The organism is Amycolatopsis sp. NPDC059027, assembly GCF_042739735.1.
In the GTDB taxonomy this organism is placed as follows: Bacteria; Actinomycetota; Actinomycetes; order Mycobacteriales; family Pseudonocardiaceae; genus Amycolatopsis.
The window spans coordinates 56,686-74,519 of sequence record NZ_JBHYIK010000033.1 but is presented as its reverse complement, the minus strand read 5'-3'; the positions used below and the strand labels follow the sequence as shown (position 1 = coordinate 74,519).

Sequence of the window (17,834 nt, the reverse complement as noted above, 5' to 3'; positions counted from 1 at the left end):
CCCGGGGGGGCGCTCCTCTCCCCCCCCCTGGCGCGTTCTGTGGCGCTCATAACCACCAGCGTCTCGAGACCCACCCCCCCTACCCCACGTCTTATGCGACGAACGTCCCCTTCAGCTCGCGCGGACCTTGGCCTGCGGCCTGCCGAGGACGGTCTGGCCGTCGAACCTGGCCACCAGATCGATGCGGGCGATCCCGTCGTCCGAGATCGCGGCCACCTTGCCGGTGAACTCGACAAGCGCGCCCTGCTCGTCGTTGGGGACCACGACGGGCCGGGTGAAACGGGTGCTGAGATCGACGAGGCGGCCGGGGTCGCCGAGCCAGTCGGTGACGACCCGGCCCGCCAGCGCCATGGTCAGCATGCCGTGCGCGATGACGTCCGGGAGCCCGACGTTCTTCGCGAAGCTCTCGTTCCAGTGGATGGGGTTGAAGTCCAGCGACGCACCGGCGTAGCGGACGAGTTGGTCCCTGGTGACCCGCACCCGCAGCGGGGGCAGTTCGTCTCCGACGTTCACGCGTCCTCCCCTCGCACGACGAGCTGGGCCCGCGTGGTGCACACCGGCGCGCCCCCGGCGTCGGTGATGTCGGCGCGGAGGTCGATGAAGTCGTTGCCCGCGCGCGCCATGATCTTCTCGATGTGCGTGGTCAGCTCGAGCACGTCGCCCGCGTGGATCGGGCGGGTGTGACCGAAGGACTGGTTGCCGTGGACCATGCGCGAGTAGTCCAGCCCCAGTTCGGGGTCGGTGACGATGGTGTTGATCGCGGCGAGGTTGATGATCGTGACGAACGTCGGCGGCGCGATGACGTCGGGATAGCCGGCGGCGCGCGCGGCTTCGGCGTCCCGGTAGAGCGGGTTCTCGTCGCCGATCGCGTCGGCGAACTCCCGGATTTTCTCCCGGCTCACTTCATACTTGCTGGCGGGCGGATAGCTCCGCCCGCTGAACGACTGATCCAAGGGCACGCGAGGAGGCTACCGGGCTCCGGGAACGACGAAGCCGCCCCGGGGTGTCCGGGACGGCTTCGGCGAAGCTGGATGAGGAACCGCTCGACGTCAGCGGGTCTCTTTGTGAGTCCGGTGCGTACCGCAGTTCGGGCAGAACTTCTTCATCTCCAGGCGATCCGGGTTGTTGCGCCGGTTCTTCTTGGTGATGTAGTTGCGGTGCTTGCACTCCTCGCACGCCAGCGTGATCTTGGGTCGCACGTCGGTGGCAGCCACAGCGTTTCCTTCTCTCTCAGGTCTGGGGGCGTACCCCAGGATTACCGCGTAGCGGTGGCCGGACTTGAACCGGCGACACAGCGATTATGAGCCGCTTGCTCTGCCAACTGAGCTACACCGCCCTACTTGCGCCCGCCCCCGGGGTCCAGGGGCTTGCCCCTGGCGGGGGTCTGGGGGTCCGACCCCCAGAGGACACCGCGAAGCGAGCTACGCTTGCGCTTTCTGCAAGCATAGCCCGCCCACTCGCGAGCCCCTTTACGGAATCGAACCGTAGACCTTCTCCTTACCATGGAGACGCTCTGCCGACTGAGCTAAAGGGGCCTGGCCTCTCGCGAGGACTTGGAAAGATTAGCAAGGGGGTTCACCCCTCTGTGCAACCGGGGTGGCCAAAGTACAAAACCTCAGGTCAGCAGGGTCAGCACTGTCTCCGAGTGCCGCCCCGGTGAGCGGGCCGTCCGCGCCTGCAGCCACGCCTCCAGGCGGTCCTCCGGCAGCGGCCGCGAGATGAGGTAGCCCTGCGCGACGTCACAACCCATCGCTTCGAGCTGGTCGCGGGCGACGTCCTCCTCGACGCCCTCGGCCACGACGGTGAGCCCGAGCGAGTGACCGAGTTCGACGATCGAGCGCACCACGGCGAGGTCGCCGAGGTCGGTGCCCATACCGAGCACGAAGCTCTTGTCGATCTTGACCTGGTCGACCGGGAGCTGCCGCAGGTAGGCCAGCGACGAGTACCCGGTGCCGAAGTCGTCGACCGCGAGCACGATGCCCAGCGAGTGCAGCTCGCGCAGGATCGGCAGCGCCTTCTGCGGGTCCGACATCACCCCGGACTCGGTCAGCTCGAACGTCAGCAGCTCCGGCGGGACGTCGAAGCGTTCCAGCTCACGCGCGACCTTGGCCGGGAAGTCCTCGTCGGCGAGGTTGCGCACCGACAGGTTCACCGCGGCGGAGATCCGCAGGCCCTCGTCGAGCCACTTGCGGACGCGCTTGAGCGAGGCCTCCAGCACGAACGACGTCAGCACGCCGATGAGCCCGGCCGCCTCGATCGCCGGGACGAACTCGTCCGGGCCGAGCCTGCCGAACTCCGGGTGCACCCAGCGCACCAGCGCCTCGACGCCCTGCACCTGACGGTTCGGCAGAGTGATCTTGGGCTGGTAGTGCACGGTGACCTGGCCGTCCTCCAGCGACTGGCGGAACTGCGTGACCAGCTGGAAGCGCCGCAGGAAGATCTGGCCCATGCTCGGCACGTAGCCGCGGACCTCCTCGCCGCCGCGCGTGGCCCGGACCGCGACGTCGGCACGCTGGAGCAGCCCGTCGATGTCCACGGCGTCGCCGTTGTCCTCGGGCGAGGTGGTGGCGTACCCGATCATCGCGTTCGCTTCGACGGAGAGCCGGTCCACCGGGTACGGCGCGGAAAGCTCGGCACGCAGCCGTTCCGCCGCCGCGTGGGCGTTCTCGGGCGCGCACCCGACGAGCAGCGCCGCGAAGGACGCGCCCTCCAGCCGCGCGAGCGGGACGTCCGGGCCGAGCGCGTCACGGATGCGGCGGCCGGCGGCGATCACCATCCGGTCGGCCCACGCGTAGCCGAGCGCGTCGCTGACCGTCGAGAAGACGTCCAGGTCGATACGCAGCACCACGGCGTTCGCGAACTCCCGCAACGGTTCCTTCGCGACCTGCCGGAAGCCCGGCCGGTTGAGGTGCCCGGTGAGCGGGTCGTGGTACGCGTCGTGCCGCAGTGTCGCGAGCAGACGGCGGTTGTCGAGCGACGTCGCGAGGTGACTCGCCATCGTGCCCAGCAGCTGGACGTCGTACTTGCCGAAACCACGCCAGCGGGAGAGCCGGTCGTGCGCTTCGACGACGCCAAGGAGCTGGTTCGCGCTGCGCAGCGGGACGACGAGCGCCTCCTGCGCGCCGCGGTCGATCAGCGCGGCGCGGACGTCCGGGTTCGCTTCGGTGATCCGGAAGTGCCGGACGTGCGCGCCGGGAAGGCGCAGCAGCGGATCGTCGGCGGCCGGGTCGACCGGTGGCAGGTCGTCACCCGCGACGACCACGCGCATGGCGTCCTTGGGTTCCAGCCGCAGCCGCAGCACCACCCGCCCGGCGGCGAGCTGGTCCTTGATGCGTTCGGCGATCGTGGCCCACTCGCGGACGTCGACGCCGCCGACGAGCTCGTCCGCCCGGCTCGCGGGCCGAGCGGCGGCCTGCTGGCCGGAGCGGGCGACCATCAGGCTGACGTCCGACAGCGCTTCCATGTCGCGTTGTTCGCGCAGCAGGTCGGAATAAGCCCAGTACAGCGCGGTCAGCCCGAGGAAGACGGCGAGCACCAGCGGCCACGCCTTGGGCGTGCTGGAGATGACCAGGTAACCGGAGAGGCCGACCGAGGCGTTGACGAAGCCGACGACGAGGATGCGCCCGGTGAGCCGGATCGCGGTGCTGACCCGCATCCGGCGGCGCAGCACCCGCACCGCGGCGAGCGCGAGCAGCGTGCTGACCAGCGGCGCGGCCAGTGTCCCGGCGAGCGCGGCCACCCACGTCATGTCCACCGAGCCGGTCGCCTGCTTGACCAGGCCCGCGACCGCGAAGGCGCCGGTGATCTCCAGCAGGAACGCGCCCGCGTTGTAGAGGACGCGCCCGGCGACCTTGCGGGCGAGCAGTGTCCCGATGCCCGCGACCAGGTGCGCGGCGAGCACGACCTCGAACGGAGCGATGAAGAAACCGATTACCAGCGGGATTTCAGTGAACGAAATGGTCCAGGAGATGCCGCTCCGGACGTCGACGTTGATGCCGAGCTGCTCGGCGAGCAGGAAGGCGACGGTGAGGACGAGGCCGATCCACCAGAGGTTGACGTTCCCCTTGAACGGTAGCCACGCGCCGACCGCGAAGGCCGCGACGAGGCCGAGGCTGAGCACGACGAAGGTGTAGGCGCGGAAGCGGCGTTCGTCGGTGCGGGCCTCGGAAGAGGACACGGAAGACACTGACGTCCCGGCTCCACCCGTGCCCGCTTTGGCCTGTGCCGAGGCTGGGGCGTGGGCGTTGCTGTCCGGCATCCGACCTTCCTTCCCGGCTGCCCCACCGGTCGTTCATCCGTGACGTCAGGTGTGGACAAGGGCCATACCGTACCCCGTAGGGCGTACCCGTGTCCCTTTCGAGACACTAGGAGATCACCCCAGGGTTAACAATGACCAAGCCGCACTGACCTGCGTGGACCAAGGAGTGAAACATCCGGGGTCGCGTACGAGGTGCCCACTCGCGTCGTTCTCTACGCACATCCGCCCGGGTAGCGCTTGAATGTGCCCCATGCACAGCGACGTGATTGCCTCCGAACACGCGACACGGCTCGCGGCGGTGGATCCCCTGCTCCCCGGTTCGACTCCCTTCGAGACCTCGGAAAACGCCGTGGTGCTGGGCGTCGGGGCCGGTGACTCCGCCGCGGCAGGCCTCGCTTCCCGCGTCCAGGTCGACCGCGACGCCCCGAACGCGCCCTGGCGCGCGCTGACCGAGCACCGGCTCGACCTCCAGCTGGCGGGCCCGCGCCCGGCGGACGCGCTCGACGCGCTGCTCACCCGATGGGATGAACATCTGCGCGCGGTCGCCGAACCGGGCGACACCGAGACCGCGGCGATCGTGCCCCGTGCGAGCCGGGACGCGGCGGGCGCGCGCGAGATGCTGCACCACGGCTTCGCGCCACTGCGCGTGATCGCGGTGCGGCCCGCCGAGCGGCTGACCCCGGCGGGCCCGCGCGGCACGCCGGGCGTCAAGATCCGCCGTGCCGAGCCCGGCGACCTCGAGACCGCCGTCGCGCTGGGGATGGAGCTGCATTCCTACGACGCCCAGTTCGGCACGGTCAACCTCCGCGCGGGTGTCGAGGAGATCCTGGCCAAGGACCTCGCCGAACAGCTGAAACGGCCGGAGCCGCCGTTGTGGATCGCCGAGTTGTACGGCCGTCCGCTCGGCATGGTGAACGTCCAGCACCCCGGCGAGACCGGCTGGATCAGCGGCCGCGTCGCCGCTACCCGCGTCGGCTATCTGTCGTCGCTGGCGGTCGCGGAGGCCGCGCGGTCGTCCGGTGTCGGCACCGCGCTGGCGACCCACGCGCACCAGGTTCTCGACGAGGAGGGCGCCGACGTCGTGCTGCTGCACCACGCCGCGGCGAATCCGCGGTCGACGCCGTTCTGGTACGCGCAGGGCTATCGCCCGCTGTGGACGTACTGGCAACGGCGGCCGGCGGTTCGGTGACTACGGCGCGTGGCGGCTTCTCGCAGGCCCCGCGCTCGCTACGCTGAGCACAGGAACGCGCGAGCGAGGGGACCGATAGTGACCGAGCAGGGGGATTCCGCGCCGACCGCGCCGGAGGGCGTCGACACCGAGAAGCCGTCCGCGGCGCGGATCTACGACTGGTATCTCGGGGGCAGCCAGAACTGGGCCGTCGACCGCGAGTTCGGGCGCCGGATGGAACGGCAGTGGCCGTACGTCAAACCGGGTGCCCGGCACAACCGGGAGTTCATGAACCGGGCGGTGCGCAGCGCGCTGGACGGCGGGATCCGGCAGTTCATCGACCTCGGCTCGGGGGTCCCGACAGCCGGGAACGTGCACGAGGTGATCGCGGCCGAACTGCCCGACGACGAGCCGGCGAAAGTGGTCTATGTCGATTACGAGCCGGTGGCGGTGGCACACGCGACGGTCATCCTGGAAGAGGAGGGCGCGACCGACTGGGCCGGGATCGTCCAGGCCGACATGCGCTCCCCGAAGACGGTCCTGCGTGACCCGCGGACGCGGGAACTGATCGACTTCACGCAGCCGGTCTGCCTGATGCTGGTGGCCGTGCTGCATTTCGCCGGGCCGGACGACGACCCCGCCGGGATCGTGCGGACGTACCGGGACGCGCTGCCGCCGGGCAGCAGGCTGGTGATCTCGCACATGAGCGAGGGCGACGGCGAGCCGGGCGAGGCACTGGACGGGCTGCGCTGGCTCGTCGAGCAGTACCGGAACACGAGCAACCCGATGTGGCTGCGGGACCGCGACGAGATCGTCGCGCTGTTCGGGGACTGGACGCTGCTGGAGCCCGGCGTCGTGCACCTTCCCGACTGGCGGCCGGACCGTCAGCTGAACGCCGTCGAGGCCGAGGCGCGGCCCTTCGCGTGGTGCGGCGTGGCCGAAAAGCCCGCCTGACCCACCCCTCCCTTCCCCTCCACACCTCCGATGTCCACCCCGCCCCCTCCCGCGACCAAGCGCGTTTAGCGGGCTAAACGCACTCGGGTGCCCCCTCGGCGAGCGCGTTTAGCGGGCTAAACGCGCTCGGGGGCGGGCAGGGGGCTAGGAGGGGGTCGGATGTTTGGGGTGGGCGGGGGTGATCGCTGCGGGCGAACGCTCCAGTGGAAACAAACCGGTCGATCGGAGAGTTGAGCTAGGCAGACTCAACTAACCGAGGAGTGCACATGACCGACACCCGCCTCCTGCCCGTGCTCCCGCTGGACGACGACGTCGTGCTGCCGGGCATGGTGGTCCCGCTCGACCTGACCGACAGCGAGACCCGGGCCGCGGTGGAGTCCGCCCAGGCCAAGACGCCGGCGCAGGCGTCCTTCCCCGGCATCCGCTCCGCCGCGGCGGCGAAGGCCGAGGTCCTGATCGTCCCCCGCGTCCACGGCGAGTACGCCGAGGTAGGCACCGTCGCGACCGTCGAACGCGTCGGCCGCGTCCCCGGCGGCAAGGCCGCGGTCCTGCTACGCGGCACCCACCGCGCCGCCGTCGGCCGCATCGCCGACGGCCCGGGCGCCGCCCGCTGGGTCCACGCCGACGACGCCCCCGAGGTCACCGACGACCGCACGGCCCAGCTCGCCACCGAGTACAAGGCCGTCGTCATCTCCGTGCTGCAACAGCGTGGCGGCTGGCAGCTGATCGACGCCGTCCAGCAGGTCGAGGAGCCCTCCGCGGTCGCCGACCTGTCCGGCAACGCGCCGTACCTCAAGACCGAACAGAAGCTCGAGCTGCTCACTACGCTCGACGTCTCGACGCGCCTGGAGAAGGCGCTCGAATGGAGCCGCGAGTACCTCGCCGAGCTGGAGGTCACGGACACGATCCGCAAGGACGTCCAGGAGGGCATGGAGAAGCAGCAGAAAGAGTTCCTGCTGCGCCGCCAGCTCGAGGCGATCCGCAAGGAGCTGGGCGAGCTGGACGGATCCGCGGCCGACGACGACTACCGTGCCCGGGTCGAGGCCGCCGAGCTGCCCGAGCACGTCAAGAAGGCCGCACTGTCCGAAGTGGACAAACTGGAGCGGACCTCGGACCAGTCGCCGGAGGGCGGCTGGATCCGGACCTGGCTCGACACGGTGCTGGAACTGCCGTGGAACGAGCGCACCACCGACGTCCACGACATCGCGGGCGCGCGGGCGATCCTCGACGCCGACCACGCGGGGCTCGACGACGTCAAGGAACGCATCATCGAGTACCTGGCCGTGCGCAAGCGCCGCGCGGAGTCGGGGCTCGGGCCGGTCGGCGGCCGGCGTTCCGGCGCGGTGCTCGCGCTCGCGGGCCCTCCCGGCGTCGGCAAGACGTCGCTGGGCGAATCGGTGGCGAAGGCGATGGGCCGCGAGTTCGTCCGCGTCGCGCTCGGCGGCATCCGCGACGAGGCGGAGATCCGCGGGCACCGGCGGACCTACGTCGGCGCGCTGCCCGGCCGGATCGTCCGCGCCATCAAGGAAGCGGGCTCGATGAACCCGGTCGTGCTGCTCGACGAGATCGACAAGGTCGGCGCCGACTACCGCGGCGACCCGACCGCCGCACTGCTGGAAGTGCTCGATCCGGAGCAGAATCACACGTTCCGGGACCACTACCTCGAGGTCGAGCTGGACCTGTCGGATGTGGTGTTCCTGGCGACGGCGAACGCGCTGGAGACCATCCCCGGCCCGCTGCTGGACCGCATGGAGCTGGTCACGCTCGACGGCTACACCGAGCACGAGAAGGTGACCATCGCCCGCGACCACCTGCTCCCCCGCGAGCTGGAACGCGCCGGGCTGGGCGAGGGCGACGTAGTCATCACCGACGAGGCGTTCAGCCGGATCGCCGCCGAGTACACCCGCGAGGCGGGCGTGCGCAACGCGAACCGGACGATCGCGAAGGTGCTGCGCAAGATCACCACCAAGGTCGCGCTCGACGAGGTCACCCTGCCGGTCACGGTGGACGCCGAGGGCCTGGAGACCTACCTCGGCCGGCCACGGCACCTGCCGGAGTCCTCGCTGCCCGCGTCGACCCAGCGGACCGCCACCCCCGGTGTGGCAACAGGTCTGGCGGTGACCGGCGCCGGTGGTGACGTGCTCTACATCGAGGCGTCGCTGGCGGATCCGGAGTCCGGCGCGACCGGGCTGCAGCTCACCGGCCAGCTCGGCGACGTGATGAAGGAGTCGGTGCAGATCGCGCTGTCCTACCTGCGCTCGCACGGTGCGGAGCTGGAGCTGCCGGTCGGCGATCTGAAGGAGCGCGGCATCCACGTCCACGTGCCCGCGGGCGCGGTGCCGAAGGACGGGCCGAGCGCCGGGATCACGATGACGACGGCGCTGGCCTCGCTGCTCTCCGGCCGCGTGGTGCGTGCGGACGTCGCGATGACCGGCGAGGTGTCACTGACCGGGCGGGTGCTGCCCATCGGCGGGGTCAAGCAGAAACTGCTCGCCGCGCACCGGGCCGGGATGAAGACCGTGATCATCCCGCAGCGCAACGAACCGGACCTCGACGACGTACCGGCCGAGGTGCTCGCCGAGCTGGACGTGCACGCGGTGGCGAACGTCCGCGAGGTGCTCGACCTGGCGCTCGCCCCGGCGTCGGCACCGCTGCCCCAGGCGGCGTAACCGGTTGACCCGAAGGGGACTTTCGGTGCGTGGACGCACTGAAAGTCCCCTTCGGCACGATGCCTCCCGTCGTTCAGGACGGCACGGACTGCCGCGCGGTCATCAGATAGGCCGTGCCGAGCCAGCGCCGCGCGCCGCGGCTCACCGTGGTCTCCGGTGCGTGCCGCCACCCCCTCGCCCACCGGCGCACGAGGCGGTCGAACGGCGGCACCAGCACCGTCACGTCGTAGAACGCGACGTCCTTCGGCGACAGTCCGGACTGCCATAGCAACTTCCGCAGCCGGGCCGGGCGGACGGCGTGGATCCCCGTCCTCCGGGCGGCGTGCCGACGATGCGGCGGGACACCGCACCATCGCTCGACGAAACCCGCCACCCGCCGGGCAGGCCAGAACACGCCCCACTCGAACAGCCGGTACGGACTCAGCGGGTTGAGCATCGTCGCGACGAGGAGCCCGCCCGGCCGCAGTACCCGCGCGACCTCCCGCAACGCGTTGCCCGCGTCGACATACTCGAGCACCCCCATCGCGAGGACCACGTCGAAACTGTCGTCGCCGAACGGCATGTCCTCGATGTCCGCCACCGAAAGCCGGACGCCGCCCGCCGGGCCGACGCGTTCGGCGGTGGCCTCGATCATCGCGAACGACTGGTCGCACGCCGTGATGCGAAAATCTCCCGGCCGCTCGTCGAGCAGGTACCGGACCTGCGCACCGGGGCCGCACCCGATGTCGAGCAGGGCCCCACCGGGGCAGTTCTTCAGGGCCTCCCCGACGATGTGCCGCCGCGACCAGTGATAGCGGGCGACGGGGCCCCATCCCTCGAACGACGCCGCGTAGTTCGCCGCCGCGGTCGCGTCCTCGTACTGCACTTTGACCAGGGCTTCCCTCGCCTGCCCCTGGCTGGTCTGCTGTTTCGTCCCGGAAAATGACATACGCACCTCCATGGGAATTCAGCCGTGAGCCGCCCGTGAGATGCACGGGCTTCGATGCTGTCGAGTCGACCAATGCGGGTGTTACGGACTCGACCGCACTATCAACGGCCAATTTCGGTGACACCCGAAAGGTGGAGACAAAGGTGGCCCGAATCGCCGATCCGAGTAGCCCGAACCCGCTGCCGTCACTCAATGACTCACAGCATGAACAGCGTGTTTGCCAGCCCGGTACGGCAAATCGCACACTGAAAACCGACCCATCGAAGACAAATCGGAAATTGATCTGAACAGCCTGACACAAGCCGGGGAAATATGGCAGGCAAATCGGTGAAATTCACCATCATCCCGGCGAGAAGTCCCTTTGAAACGGATCGGTGGATCTAAATACTGGTCGCGAAGACGGACTGGTTGCGGCCGTTGCGCTTCGCGTCGAGAAGCGCGTGGTCGGCGGCGAGGACCAACTGGTCGGCGTCGACGCCGTTGCCGGGGAAGGACGCCAGCCCCATGGAAGTGGTCACCCCGGGAAGGATCTGCGTCACCCCGGACTTGGTGCGGGTGAGCGTGATCGGCGTCCGCGCGAGCCGGAGGCGGATCCGCTCCGCGACGGCGTGCAACTGGTGGTGCCCGATACCGGGCAACACGATCGCCAGCTCGTCCCCGCCCCAGCGCGAGACCAGGTCAGCGCCGCGGACCTCACCGCGCACGGTGTCGGCCACCGCCCGGATCGCCTCGTCACCGGCGGGATGACCGTGGGTGTCGTTGATCTGCTTGAACCGGTCCAGGTCGAGGAAGATCACCCCGACGGTGGTGCCCGCGAGCCGGGCCCGGTCGAGTTCGGCGTTGACGACGTCCGTCCAGAAGGTCGGCGCGGCCAGCCCGGTCTTCGCGTCCGTGCGGGCGGCACGCAGGTACTGCGGCAGCAGCAGGTCCCGGTGGACGGCCAGCACTGCCACCATCGGCGCGGGCAGCGCCCACGGCACTGTCACCAGCAGGGCCGCGACGGTGACGCCGAGGCCGAGGGCCGCGGCGACCACCAGCTGATCGGCGGGGTCGCCCAGTGCCTGCCGGACGGAGGTGTCCGAAGTGGACAGTACGATCGCGAACACCACGAGCGCGTAGTTGACCAGCCACCAGACGGCGGCGGCCGCGGCGATGACCAGCAGCGACCACGCGCTCTTCGGCAACCGCGGCACCTGGTCGAGGCCCCCGGCGTGCAGCACGGCACTCGCGGCGGCCGAGGCGAGCACGAACGTGGCGGCCGAGTAGGCCTTGCGATGCGCAACCGACGGCCCGTATACGCGCGCCCAGCAGTAGCCGTAGGAAATGACGGTCAGCGCGATGACCAGCGGCAGTGGCACCAGCAACACGGCCGCGAACACCCAGAGCGACTTCAGGTTCGTGTACGGCACACCCTTGCTGGACTGCTCGCGGCGGCGTTCGATGCTCCTGGCGACCTCCAGATGCGCCACCGAACCGCAGACCAGGGCCGCGAACCACCACCAGTGCGTACCGCCGGCCGCGAGCGAGTTCGCCGTGCCCACGGCGATGCCGACGGCAGCCAGGTCGACGACCAGGATCAGCGCGAGCGCCTTCCCCGGCAGCGACCAGAGCTGCCATCCGCCAGGGCCCGATCTGTGTCCGTCCCGATCCGCCTTCACGCTGTATCCCATCCCCCGGTTGCGGTGAGCGACGAAGGAGCATTCACGGTAACCGCATCGTCACCGGCTGTCGATAGCGTCGACTACGAAACCCTCCAATGCACGAACCCTCCGGAAGGCAGTGATCCTCATGAACACGACGTTCCTCGCGAACCAGACCCCGCGCGGCAACGAGTGGACCCGGCTGCACGGGAACGAGTGGACCCGGTTCCAGGGCAACGAGTGGGGCCCCGGCAACGAGTGGGACCGTCGCGGGAACGAGTGGAGCCGCTAGGCCGACTCGCTCTCGGGCCTGCCGAACAGCGAACCGGACAGTGGGGCGCGGCGAGCACGGTCCCACGCCCCACCCGCCGCGGCGGCCGCGATCACGCCCAGCCCGCCGCACACCGCGACGACGGCCGAGGCGGGCAGCTGAGTCGCGGCCAGGCCGGCGAGCGCGATGCCGAGTCCCTGGCTGGTCTGCAACGCGGTCGCGGCCAGTCCGTACGCCTGGCCGCGCCGCGCGTCGGGCACCGCACGCACGAACGCCGCCGACGCCGGGAGGTGGTAGGCGCTGGCCAGGCCCGACACCGCCCACAGCAGCGCGGTCACCACCAGCCCCGGTTCGGCCGCGCAGATCACGAGCGGCGCGCAGGCCGCGATCGCCAGCGGCGTCAACAGCCGTGGTCGCAACGGAGAAGGGAGGCGCCGCACGATCAGCATGCCCACCACCGCTCCGGCGGGACTTGCCGCCAGCAGCACCCCGACCGCCTGCGCCGTGCCGCCGACCTGCGCGACGTACGGGGCGGCCAGGCCCTCCACCGTGATGTAGAGGCCGGCGACGCACGCGAGCCCGATGAGCGCGCGCAGCCGGGGGGTCTCGGCCACCAATCGCGCCCCCGCGGTCAGATCGGCCCACCACCGGCGCGGCGCGGCATCGGACCGCTCCGTGGGTGCGGGCCGAGCGCGTAGCCCCGCGCGAAGCACGACGGCGGACAGCAGGAACGACGCGGCGTCGGCCAGCAACGCCTGCGACGGCCCGAACGCCGCGGTCAGCGTGCCGCCGGTGGCGAACCCGGCGACCTGCGCGAGCTGCACCACGACGTCGATGACCCCCTTGCCGAGCACGTAGTCGTCCTCGGCAGGCAGCACCGCCGCCAGCGTCGCGGCCCGCGCGGCGTTGCCGGGCGCGCCCGCCGCCTGCACCGCCACCAGCAGCGACGCGACCACGAGGAGCGGCAGCCCCGGTATCGCCATCACCCCGAGCAGCCCCGCCCGCAGCAGATCGGCGCCGACCAGCACCGCGCGTCGCGGCCACCGATCGGCGAGCCCGGACAGCAACGGCCCGGCCAGCACGTTCGGCGCGTACGTCAGCGCATAGGCCGCCGCGGTCCACCCGGCGCTGCGAGTGCGCTCGAACACCAGCACGCTGAGCCCGACCCTGGCGACCTGGTCCCCCGCGACGGAGACCACCACCGCCAGGAACAGCGCGCGGAATTCGGCCCTGGCGAACACCCTCCCCGATTTGACCATGCCACCAGTGTCACCATCCGGACACTGTGAGCAACCAATCCGGGAAGACCTCTTCCGCGGAACTTCGGAAAAAAATCTCGGGCGGCGATGTCGAGAACCCGGGAACGGCTCCGTCACAGCGGTGAATGTGGCCACAATGGGCCACACCAGCACCGAGGAGAACGACGATGGCGAAGTACCTGCTGCTCAAGCACTACCGCGGCGCCCCGGCCCCGGCCAACGACGTGCCCATGGAGAAGTGGACGCCGGAGGAGATCTCGGCGCACATGCAGTACATGCGGGACTTCGCGGCCAAGATCGAAAAGACCGGCGAGTTCGTCGACAGCCAGGCGCTCGTCCCCGAGGGCACGTGGGTCCGCTACGACGGCGAGGGACGCTCGCCGGTCACCGACGGTCCGTTCGCCGAGACCAAGGATCTCATCGCCGGCTGGATGATCATCGACGTCGACAGCTACGAACGCGCCGTCGAGCTGGCCGGGGAGCTGTCGGCCGCCCCGGGTGCGGGCGGGAAGCCGATCCACGAGTGGCTCGAGCTGCGTCCGTTCATGACCGAGCATGCCGATTGCATCACGGAGTGACCGACCGAATGGACGAGGCGCTGCTCCGCAGCCTCACGCCGAGCGTCCTCGGGATCCTCTGCCGCCGCGGAGCCGGCTTCGCGGCGGCGGAGGATGCCGTGCAGGATGCCCTGGTCGAGGCGGTCCGCGCCTGGCCAGCCGACGGTGTTCCGGCCAACCCGAAGGGCTGGCTGGTCACCGTGGCCTGGCGCAAGTTCCTCGACACGACCCGGGCGGACACCGCGCGCCGCCGCCGCGAGGACGTCGTCGAGGAGGAGCCCGCACCCGGACCGGCTTCGGCCGTGGACGACACGCTGCAGTTGTACTTCCTGTGCGCCCATCCGTCGCTGACACCGTCGTCCGCGGTCGCTCTCACGCTCCGCGCGGTCGGCGGGCTGACCACCCGCCAGATCGCCCAGGCCTATCTGGTGCCCGAGTCGACCATGGCGCAGCGCATCAGCCGGGCCAAGCGCACCGTCTCCGGCGTGCGGTTCGACCAGCCCGGCGACGTCGCCACCGTGCTGCGCGTCCTCTATCTGGTCTTCAACGAGGGCTACTCCGGTGACGTCGACCTCGCGGCCGAGGCCATCCGGCTCACCCGGCAGCTCGCCGCCGTAGTCGACCTGCGCTTACCCACCCCGCCGGCTGCCGTCCCCCATCCCGAAGTGGCGGGACTGCTCGCCCTCATGCTGCTCCACCACGCCCGGCGCGCCAGCCGGACCGCGCCCGACGGCAGCCTGGTGCCGCTCGCCGAACAGGACCGCAGCCGGTGGGACACCGCGTCGATCGCCGAGGGCGTCGAGATCCTGCAGGCGGCGCTGGCCCTCGACCGGCTGGGCGAATTCCAGGCACAGGCCGCCATCGCGGCACTTCACGCCGACGCGCCCACGGCCGGGGAGACCGACTGGGTGCAGATCGTCGAGTGGTACGACGAACTCGCGCGCCTGACCGACAGCCCGGTCGTCCGGCTCAACCGCGCGGTGGCCGTCGGCGAGGCCGACGGACCGCGCGCCGGGCTGGCGGCGCTCGCGAAACTGGACGACTCCCTCCCCCGCCACACCGCGGTCGCGGCGTACCTCCACGAACGCGACGGCGACCTGGCGACCGCCGCACGGCTGTATGCCGAGGCAGCCGAGAAAGCCCCCAACCTCGCCGAGCGCGACTACCTGACGCGTCAGGCGGCCCGCCTCAACATCCACCCGCATCACTGACGCCCCTCGCCGCTCGACATTCGCCACGTCAGACCCGAAGGAGCTTGGCCAATCGCTTGAGCTGTTCCGGGCCACGGGCAATGTAGGCGGCCGGGTAGACCACGAGGAACCACGGGCGGAGGCCGAGATAAGCCCAGTGCGTCATGATGGTCACCGCCACGATGCAGGGAAGTGCGAGGATCGCCAGGAGGGGATTGAGGAAGGTCCAGGCCCTCAGCTCCCTGCGGCTGTCGTACCGATACCAAAACAGGAATCCCACGAACGAGCTGAAGAAGATCACCCCTGTGCTCAGATCGACGAAACCCCCGAGGTTCTCCCCCAACCGGGAACCTCCGTTGGGCGGCGTGCCCGCCGCGAAGAGGTAAACTCGCAGCAGGGTCACGCCGTTCTCCATGAGTGCGAAGCCGATGACCGGAGCGGACACCAGAGCCAGCCATCCGCCGAACGGATGTTCCCGCGCGGTCGTGACAAGCAGCCCGATACTGAAAATCGTCAGCGCCCAGGTCACGTAGATGTAGTTACTGTATGACTGCGACCATGCCCAAGCGCCCATCAGGCTGTATACGACCAGCAGAACGCTCGCGAACCACCAGACCTTCCGCGCGTATTCGGTGCGGCCGAGAATGCTCATCAGCTGCTCGGTCACCCAGTGACCCATGCATTTCGGCTCGCCCTTCGTACGCCGAGTCGCGGGCCGCCCGCACGGCGACTCGCCCGCCACATCCCGCAGTCTGGTGTACGAGCAGGAGAATCCGAGGCCAGTCACGTACGTGCCTCACGGATCTCGCCGGACGGCAACTGCGCCTCCCGCGCGGCCACCACGCGTTTGTGCAGCCATTCGATGGCCGCGCGGCGGCTGGCTTTCCAGACCTTCCACCACGCCCCCTCACTGCGCGGAATGGAGAACCATCTCTTGAGCTCCTCCGTCGAGACGCTGTACTTGATCACTTCCCGGAGCACCTTGCGGCGACGGCGGAGGAGGATCCCACCGACGATGTTGCTGAGCAGAACAAACCCGATCAGGGCGACGAGGGTGATCGCCAGCCATTGCGGGAGAAACGAGTGATCCTTCGCCGGGTCCTCGGCGAAGATATGAAGAAGCATACTGGTAAGACTGACCCCCAGGCCCACGAAATAGCCCGCAATGAGCAGGTAAGACCGCCGCAGCATCCTGCTCAGTGCGTTCCGTTCCGTTTCCGCCCAGCCTGGGTTGTTGATGATCCAGAGCGCCCACTTACTGAATCGGTCCCATTCGCTGGGCAGCAGGTTCCGGTGCAGACCGTCGCAGCTGTTTCGGTCGGACGCCACCAGGATCTCGTGCCAGGAATGACTCAACTCGTCGTAACCGAGTTCGAAGTTCGGGCGTCCTTCCTCCCAGTCCTGGAAGAGCGCGCGATCGAAGGGCAGCCAGTGGTAATAGTTGCCCCGGCCATAGCCTGGCTCTCCCCAGTGCTGCACCAGGGCTTCCCTGCTCGGGGCCCGGTTGACGACGGTTTCGACGCGCATACGATTGAACTCGTCGACAGTTTGGGCGCAGTTGCTCAGGATGGTTTCCCGCTGGTCCCTGGCTCCGGCGCGTGACGCGGCGACAATGAACGGGTGATGGGCCGCGGTGAGCGCGTTCACCGCGAGCGGGTCGAACTGGGCCCCGCAGTCGATGACGACGCAGGTCGCTCCTTGCCGGACACCGCGATCCAGAGCGGCGTCGAGGATCCGGCGGCAGGTCTCGTTCGAGCGGCGGTCCTTGATCTCGGCCACGAGATCGAAAGCGAACAGCCGGTCACCGGCCCGCGCCGCGGGGAGCAGATGGATCGTGCCGCAGCCGTGTCTGCGCAAATAGTCCGGAGTGACGTCCAGCAGCCTGTCGTTGAGCTGGCCGACCCGGGTGCTCGTCTTCGCGCGCGAGAACATGGCCACGTGATCGGCGAAAGTGCGAGTCGCTCCGAGATCGATCTTCGCTCGCTGACACCATTCGCTGGTGCCACCGTGGTGAGCGATATCGGCGTCGAGGTAGAGCACGGTGTTGCCGGATTCGGCGAGCAGTTCCGCCGTCATCATCGCCAAGGTTGTCTTTCCGACCCCGCCGGAAGTTCCGACGAACGCCCAGCTCGGCACTGGTGACTGGTAAGGCGCCCGAGGCGGAAGCGGCACGCTCCAGTCCGCGCCCCGGCTCGCGACATGCAAGAACGGTGTCTGCGCGCCCCTGGTCTCCCGTTGGACCTCCTCCCGGATGTCGGCCATCAAAGTGGTGATCTTGACCTGACGGTTCCGGAGATCCACGCCGCGCTCCATCACCGAGAGGACCGACCGAGTGAAGTTGCCGTGGCCGTTCCTGGAGTTCTCGCGGGCGACTTCGTTCGGGCCGCATGCCGAAATGACCACACGGCCGTGGCCTTCCATCCGCAGGAAATCGTCCGTCATGCGCGCGGATCCGCCTCTCCCGCCCAGAGAAAAACCACGACGGTCATCCTCGGCGAAGGCTCCGCTGAAGCAGGTGTCGAGCATGACGAGCAGCCGGCGGGTCCTGAGCCTGTTCAACAAGGCCCACACGTTCTGGACCGGGAAGGCGGAGGCCAGCGGCTGGTCGATGTCGGCGTCGAACGGGAGGAGAAAGGTCGACCATCCCTCGTCGCTGTCGGCGTTCTCGCGCAGGTCGGACATGCCGTGCCCGGCCCAGTAGATCAGGACCGGGTCGTCCTCGTCCGGCACCCTGTCATTGAGGCCGACTTCGAGTTGCCAGGAGATGTCCTTGCGGGTGGCGGCGTCATCGGTCAACGTCACGACTTCGAATCCCGCGTCCACGAGTCGCCGGGACATCACCTCGGCATCGTTGACAGCGCACTTGAGCGCGGGGATCCGCTTCGCGGCGTATCGGTCGATGCCGATCACCAAAGCGTTCGGCACTGTTCCTCCTGATGA

Annotated in this window: 15 protein-coding genes and 2 tRNA genes; 6 read left to right on the top strand and 11 right to left on the bottom strand. The window is 69.5% G+C overall.

Annotation, left to right across the window (positions count from 1 at the left end; all coding sequences use genetic code 11):
• Positions 1-111: 111 nt before the first annotated feature.
• From ACFWY9_RS23355 to ACFWY9_RS23330, 6 genes are all read right to left on the bottom strand, one after another.
• Complete coding sequence (locus ACFWY9_RS23355; RefSeq protein WP_378339907.1) at positions 112-513, bottom strand: MaoC family dehydratase; 402 nt, start codon at positions 511-513, stop codon at positions 112-114.
• The gene (locus tag ACFWY9_RS23350) at positions 510-959 is read right to left on the bottom strand and encodes a MaoC family dehydratase N-terminal domain-containing protein (protein WP_378323503.1); all 450 of its coding nucleotides are present in this window, start codon (positions 957-959) and stop codon (positions 510-512) included. The genes ACFWY9_RS23355 and ACFWY9_RS23350 overlap by 4 nt, the downstream gene beginning before the upstream one ends.
• Positions 960-1,049: 90 nt before the next feature.
• Positions 1,050-1,214, bottom strand: a complete 165-nt coding sequence (gene rpmG, locus ACFWY9_RS23345; protein ID WP_005152047.1) for a 50S ribosomal protein L33 — start codon at positions 1,212-1,214, stop codon at positions 1,050-1,052.
• Between the two features lie 49 nt (positions 1,215-1,263).
• Positions 1,264-1,336: transfer RNA gene (locus ACFWY9_RS23340), tRNA-Met, on the bottom strand.
• A gap of 126 nt (positions 1,337-1,462) precedes the next feature.
• Positions 1,463-1,535, bottom strand: a tRNA-Thr gene (locus ACFWY9_RS23335).
• An 80-nt stretch (positions 1,536-1,615) separates the two neighbouring features.
• Positions 1,616-4,258 carry a putative bifunctional diguanylate cyclase/phosphodiesterase gene (locus ACFWY9_RS23330; RefSeq protein ID WP_378323504.1) on the bottom strand — a complete coding sequence of 881 codons (2,643 nt, stop codon included), beginning with the start codon at positions 4,256-4,258 and terminating at the stop codon, positions 1,616-1,618.
• A 250-nt stretch (positions 4,259-4,508) separates the two neighbouring features.
• On the opposite strand from ACFWY9_RS23330, the gene ACFWY9_RS23325 reads away from it, so the two are divergent.
• From ACFWY9_RS23325 to lon, 3 genes are all read left to right on the top strand, one after another.
• Positions 4,509-5,447: a GNAT family N-acetyltransferase gene (locus ACFWY9_RS23325; protein ID WP_378339906.1), complete on the top strand. Its 939-nt coding sequence runs from the start codon at positions 4,509-4,511 to the stop codon at positions 5,445-5,447.
• A 78-nt stretch (positions 5,448-5,525) separates the two neighbouring features.
• Positions 5,526-6,380, top strand: coding sequence for an SAM-dependent methyltransferase (locus ACFWY9_RS23320; protein WP_378323506.1), 855 nt, complete (start codon positions 5,526-5,528; stop codon positions 6,378-6,380).
• Between the two features lie 266 nt (positions 6,381-6,646).
• Complete coding sequence (gene lon / locus ACFWY9_RS23315) at positions 6,647-9,049, top strand: endopeptidase La (RefSeq protein WP_378323507.1); 2,403 nt, start codon at positions 6,647-6,649, stop codon at positions 9,047-9,049.
• A 73-nt stretch (positions 9,050-9,122) separates the two neighbouring features.
• Here lon and ACFWY9_RS23310 read toward each other — a convergent pair whose 3' ends face one another.
• Complete coding sequence (locus ACFWY9_RS23310; protein ID WP_378323508.1) at positions 9,123-9,977, bottom strand: class I SAM-dependent methyltransferase; 855 nt, start codon at positions 9,975-9,977, stop codon at positions 9,123-9,125.
• A gap of 380 nt (positions 9,978-10,357) precedes the next feature.
• Positions 10,358-11,635, bottom strand: coding sequence for a GGDEF domain-containing protein (locus ACFWY9_RS23305; protein ID WP_378339905.1), 1,278 nt, complete (start codon positions 11,633-11,635; stop codon positions 10,358-10,360).
• Between the two features lie 130 nt (positions 11,636-11,765).
• On the opposite strand from ACFWY9_RS23305, the gene ACFWY9_RS23300 reads away from it, so the two are divergent.
• Positions 11,766-11,909, top strand: a complete 144-nt coding sequence (locus ACFWY9_RS23300; protein ID WP_378323511.1) for a hypothetical protein — start codon at positions 11,766-11,768, stop codon at positions 11,907-11,909.
• On the opposite strand, the gene ACFWY9_RS23295 is transcribed toward ACFWY9_RS23300, so the two are convergent.
• On the bottom strand, positions 11,906-13,147 hold the full coding sequence (locus ACFWY9_RS23295) for an MFS transporter (RefSeq protein WP_378339904.1): 1,242 nt from the start codon (positions 13,145-13,147) through the stop codon (positions 11,906-11,908). The two genes, ACFWY9_RS23300 and ACFWY9_RS23295, sit on opposite strands and share 4 nt — an antisense overlap.
• A gap of 167 nt (positions 13,148-13,314) precedes the next feature.
• Between ACFWY9_RS23295 and ACFWY9_RS23290 the strand changes: the two genes are divergently transcribed.
• The gene (locus tag ACFWY9_RS23290; protein WP_378323514.1) at positions 13,315-13,725 is read left to right on the top strand and encodes a YciI family protein; all 411 of its coding nucleotides are present in this window, start codon (positions 13,315-13,317) and stop codon (positions 13,723-13,725) included.
• A gap of 8 nt (positions 13,726-13,733) precedes the next feature.
• Positions 13,734-14,915: an RNA polymerase sigma factor gene (locus tag ACFWY9_RS23285; RefSeq protein WP_378339910.1), complete on the top strand. Its 1,182-nt coding sequence runs from the start codon at positions 13,734-13,736 to the stop codon at positions 14,913-14,915.
• A gap of 28 nt (positions 14,916-14,943) precedes the next feature.
• Here the strand turns inward: ACFWY9_RS23285 and ACFWY9_RS23280 are convergent, their stop codons facing one another.
• Together ACFWY9_RS23280 and ACFWY9_RS23275 are read right to left on the bottom strand one after the other, a co-directional pair.
• A complete protein-coding gene (locus ACFWY9_RS23280; protein WP_378339903.1) occupies positions 14,944-15,561 on the bottom strand; it encodes a hypothetical protein in 618 nt (205 codons plus the stop codon).
• 116 nt (positions 15,562-15,677) lie between these two features.
• Positions 15,678-17,819 carry a caspase family protein gene (locus ACFWY9_RS23275; RefSeq protein ID WP_378323516.1) on the bottom strand — a complete coding sequence of 714 codons (2,142 nt, stop codon included), beginning with the start codon at positions 17,817-17,819 and terminating at the stop codon, positions 15,678-15,680.
• Positions 17,820-17,834: the final 15 nt, after the last annotated feature.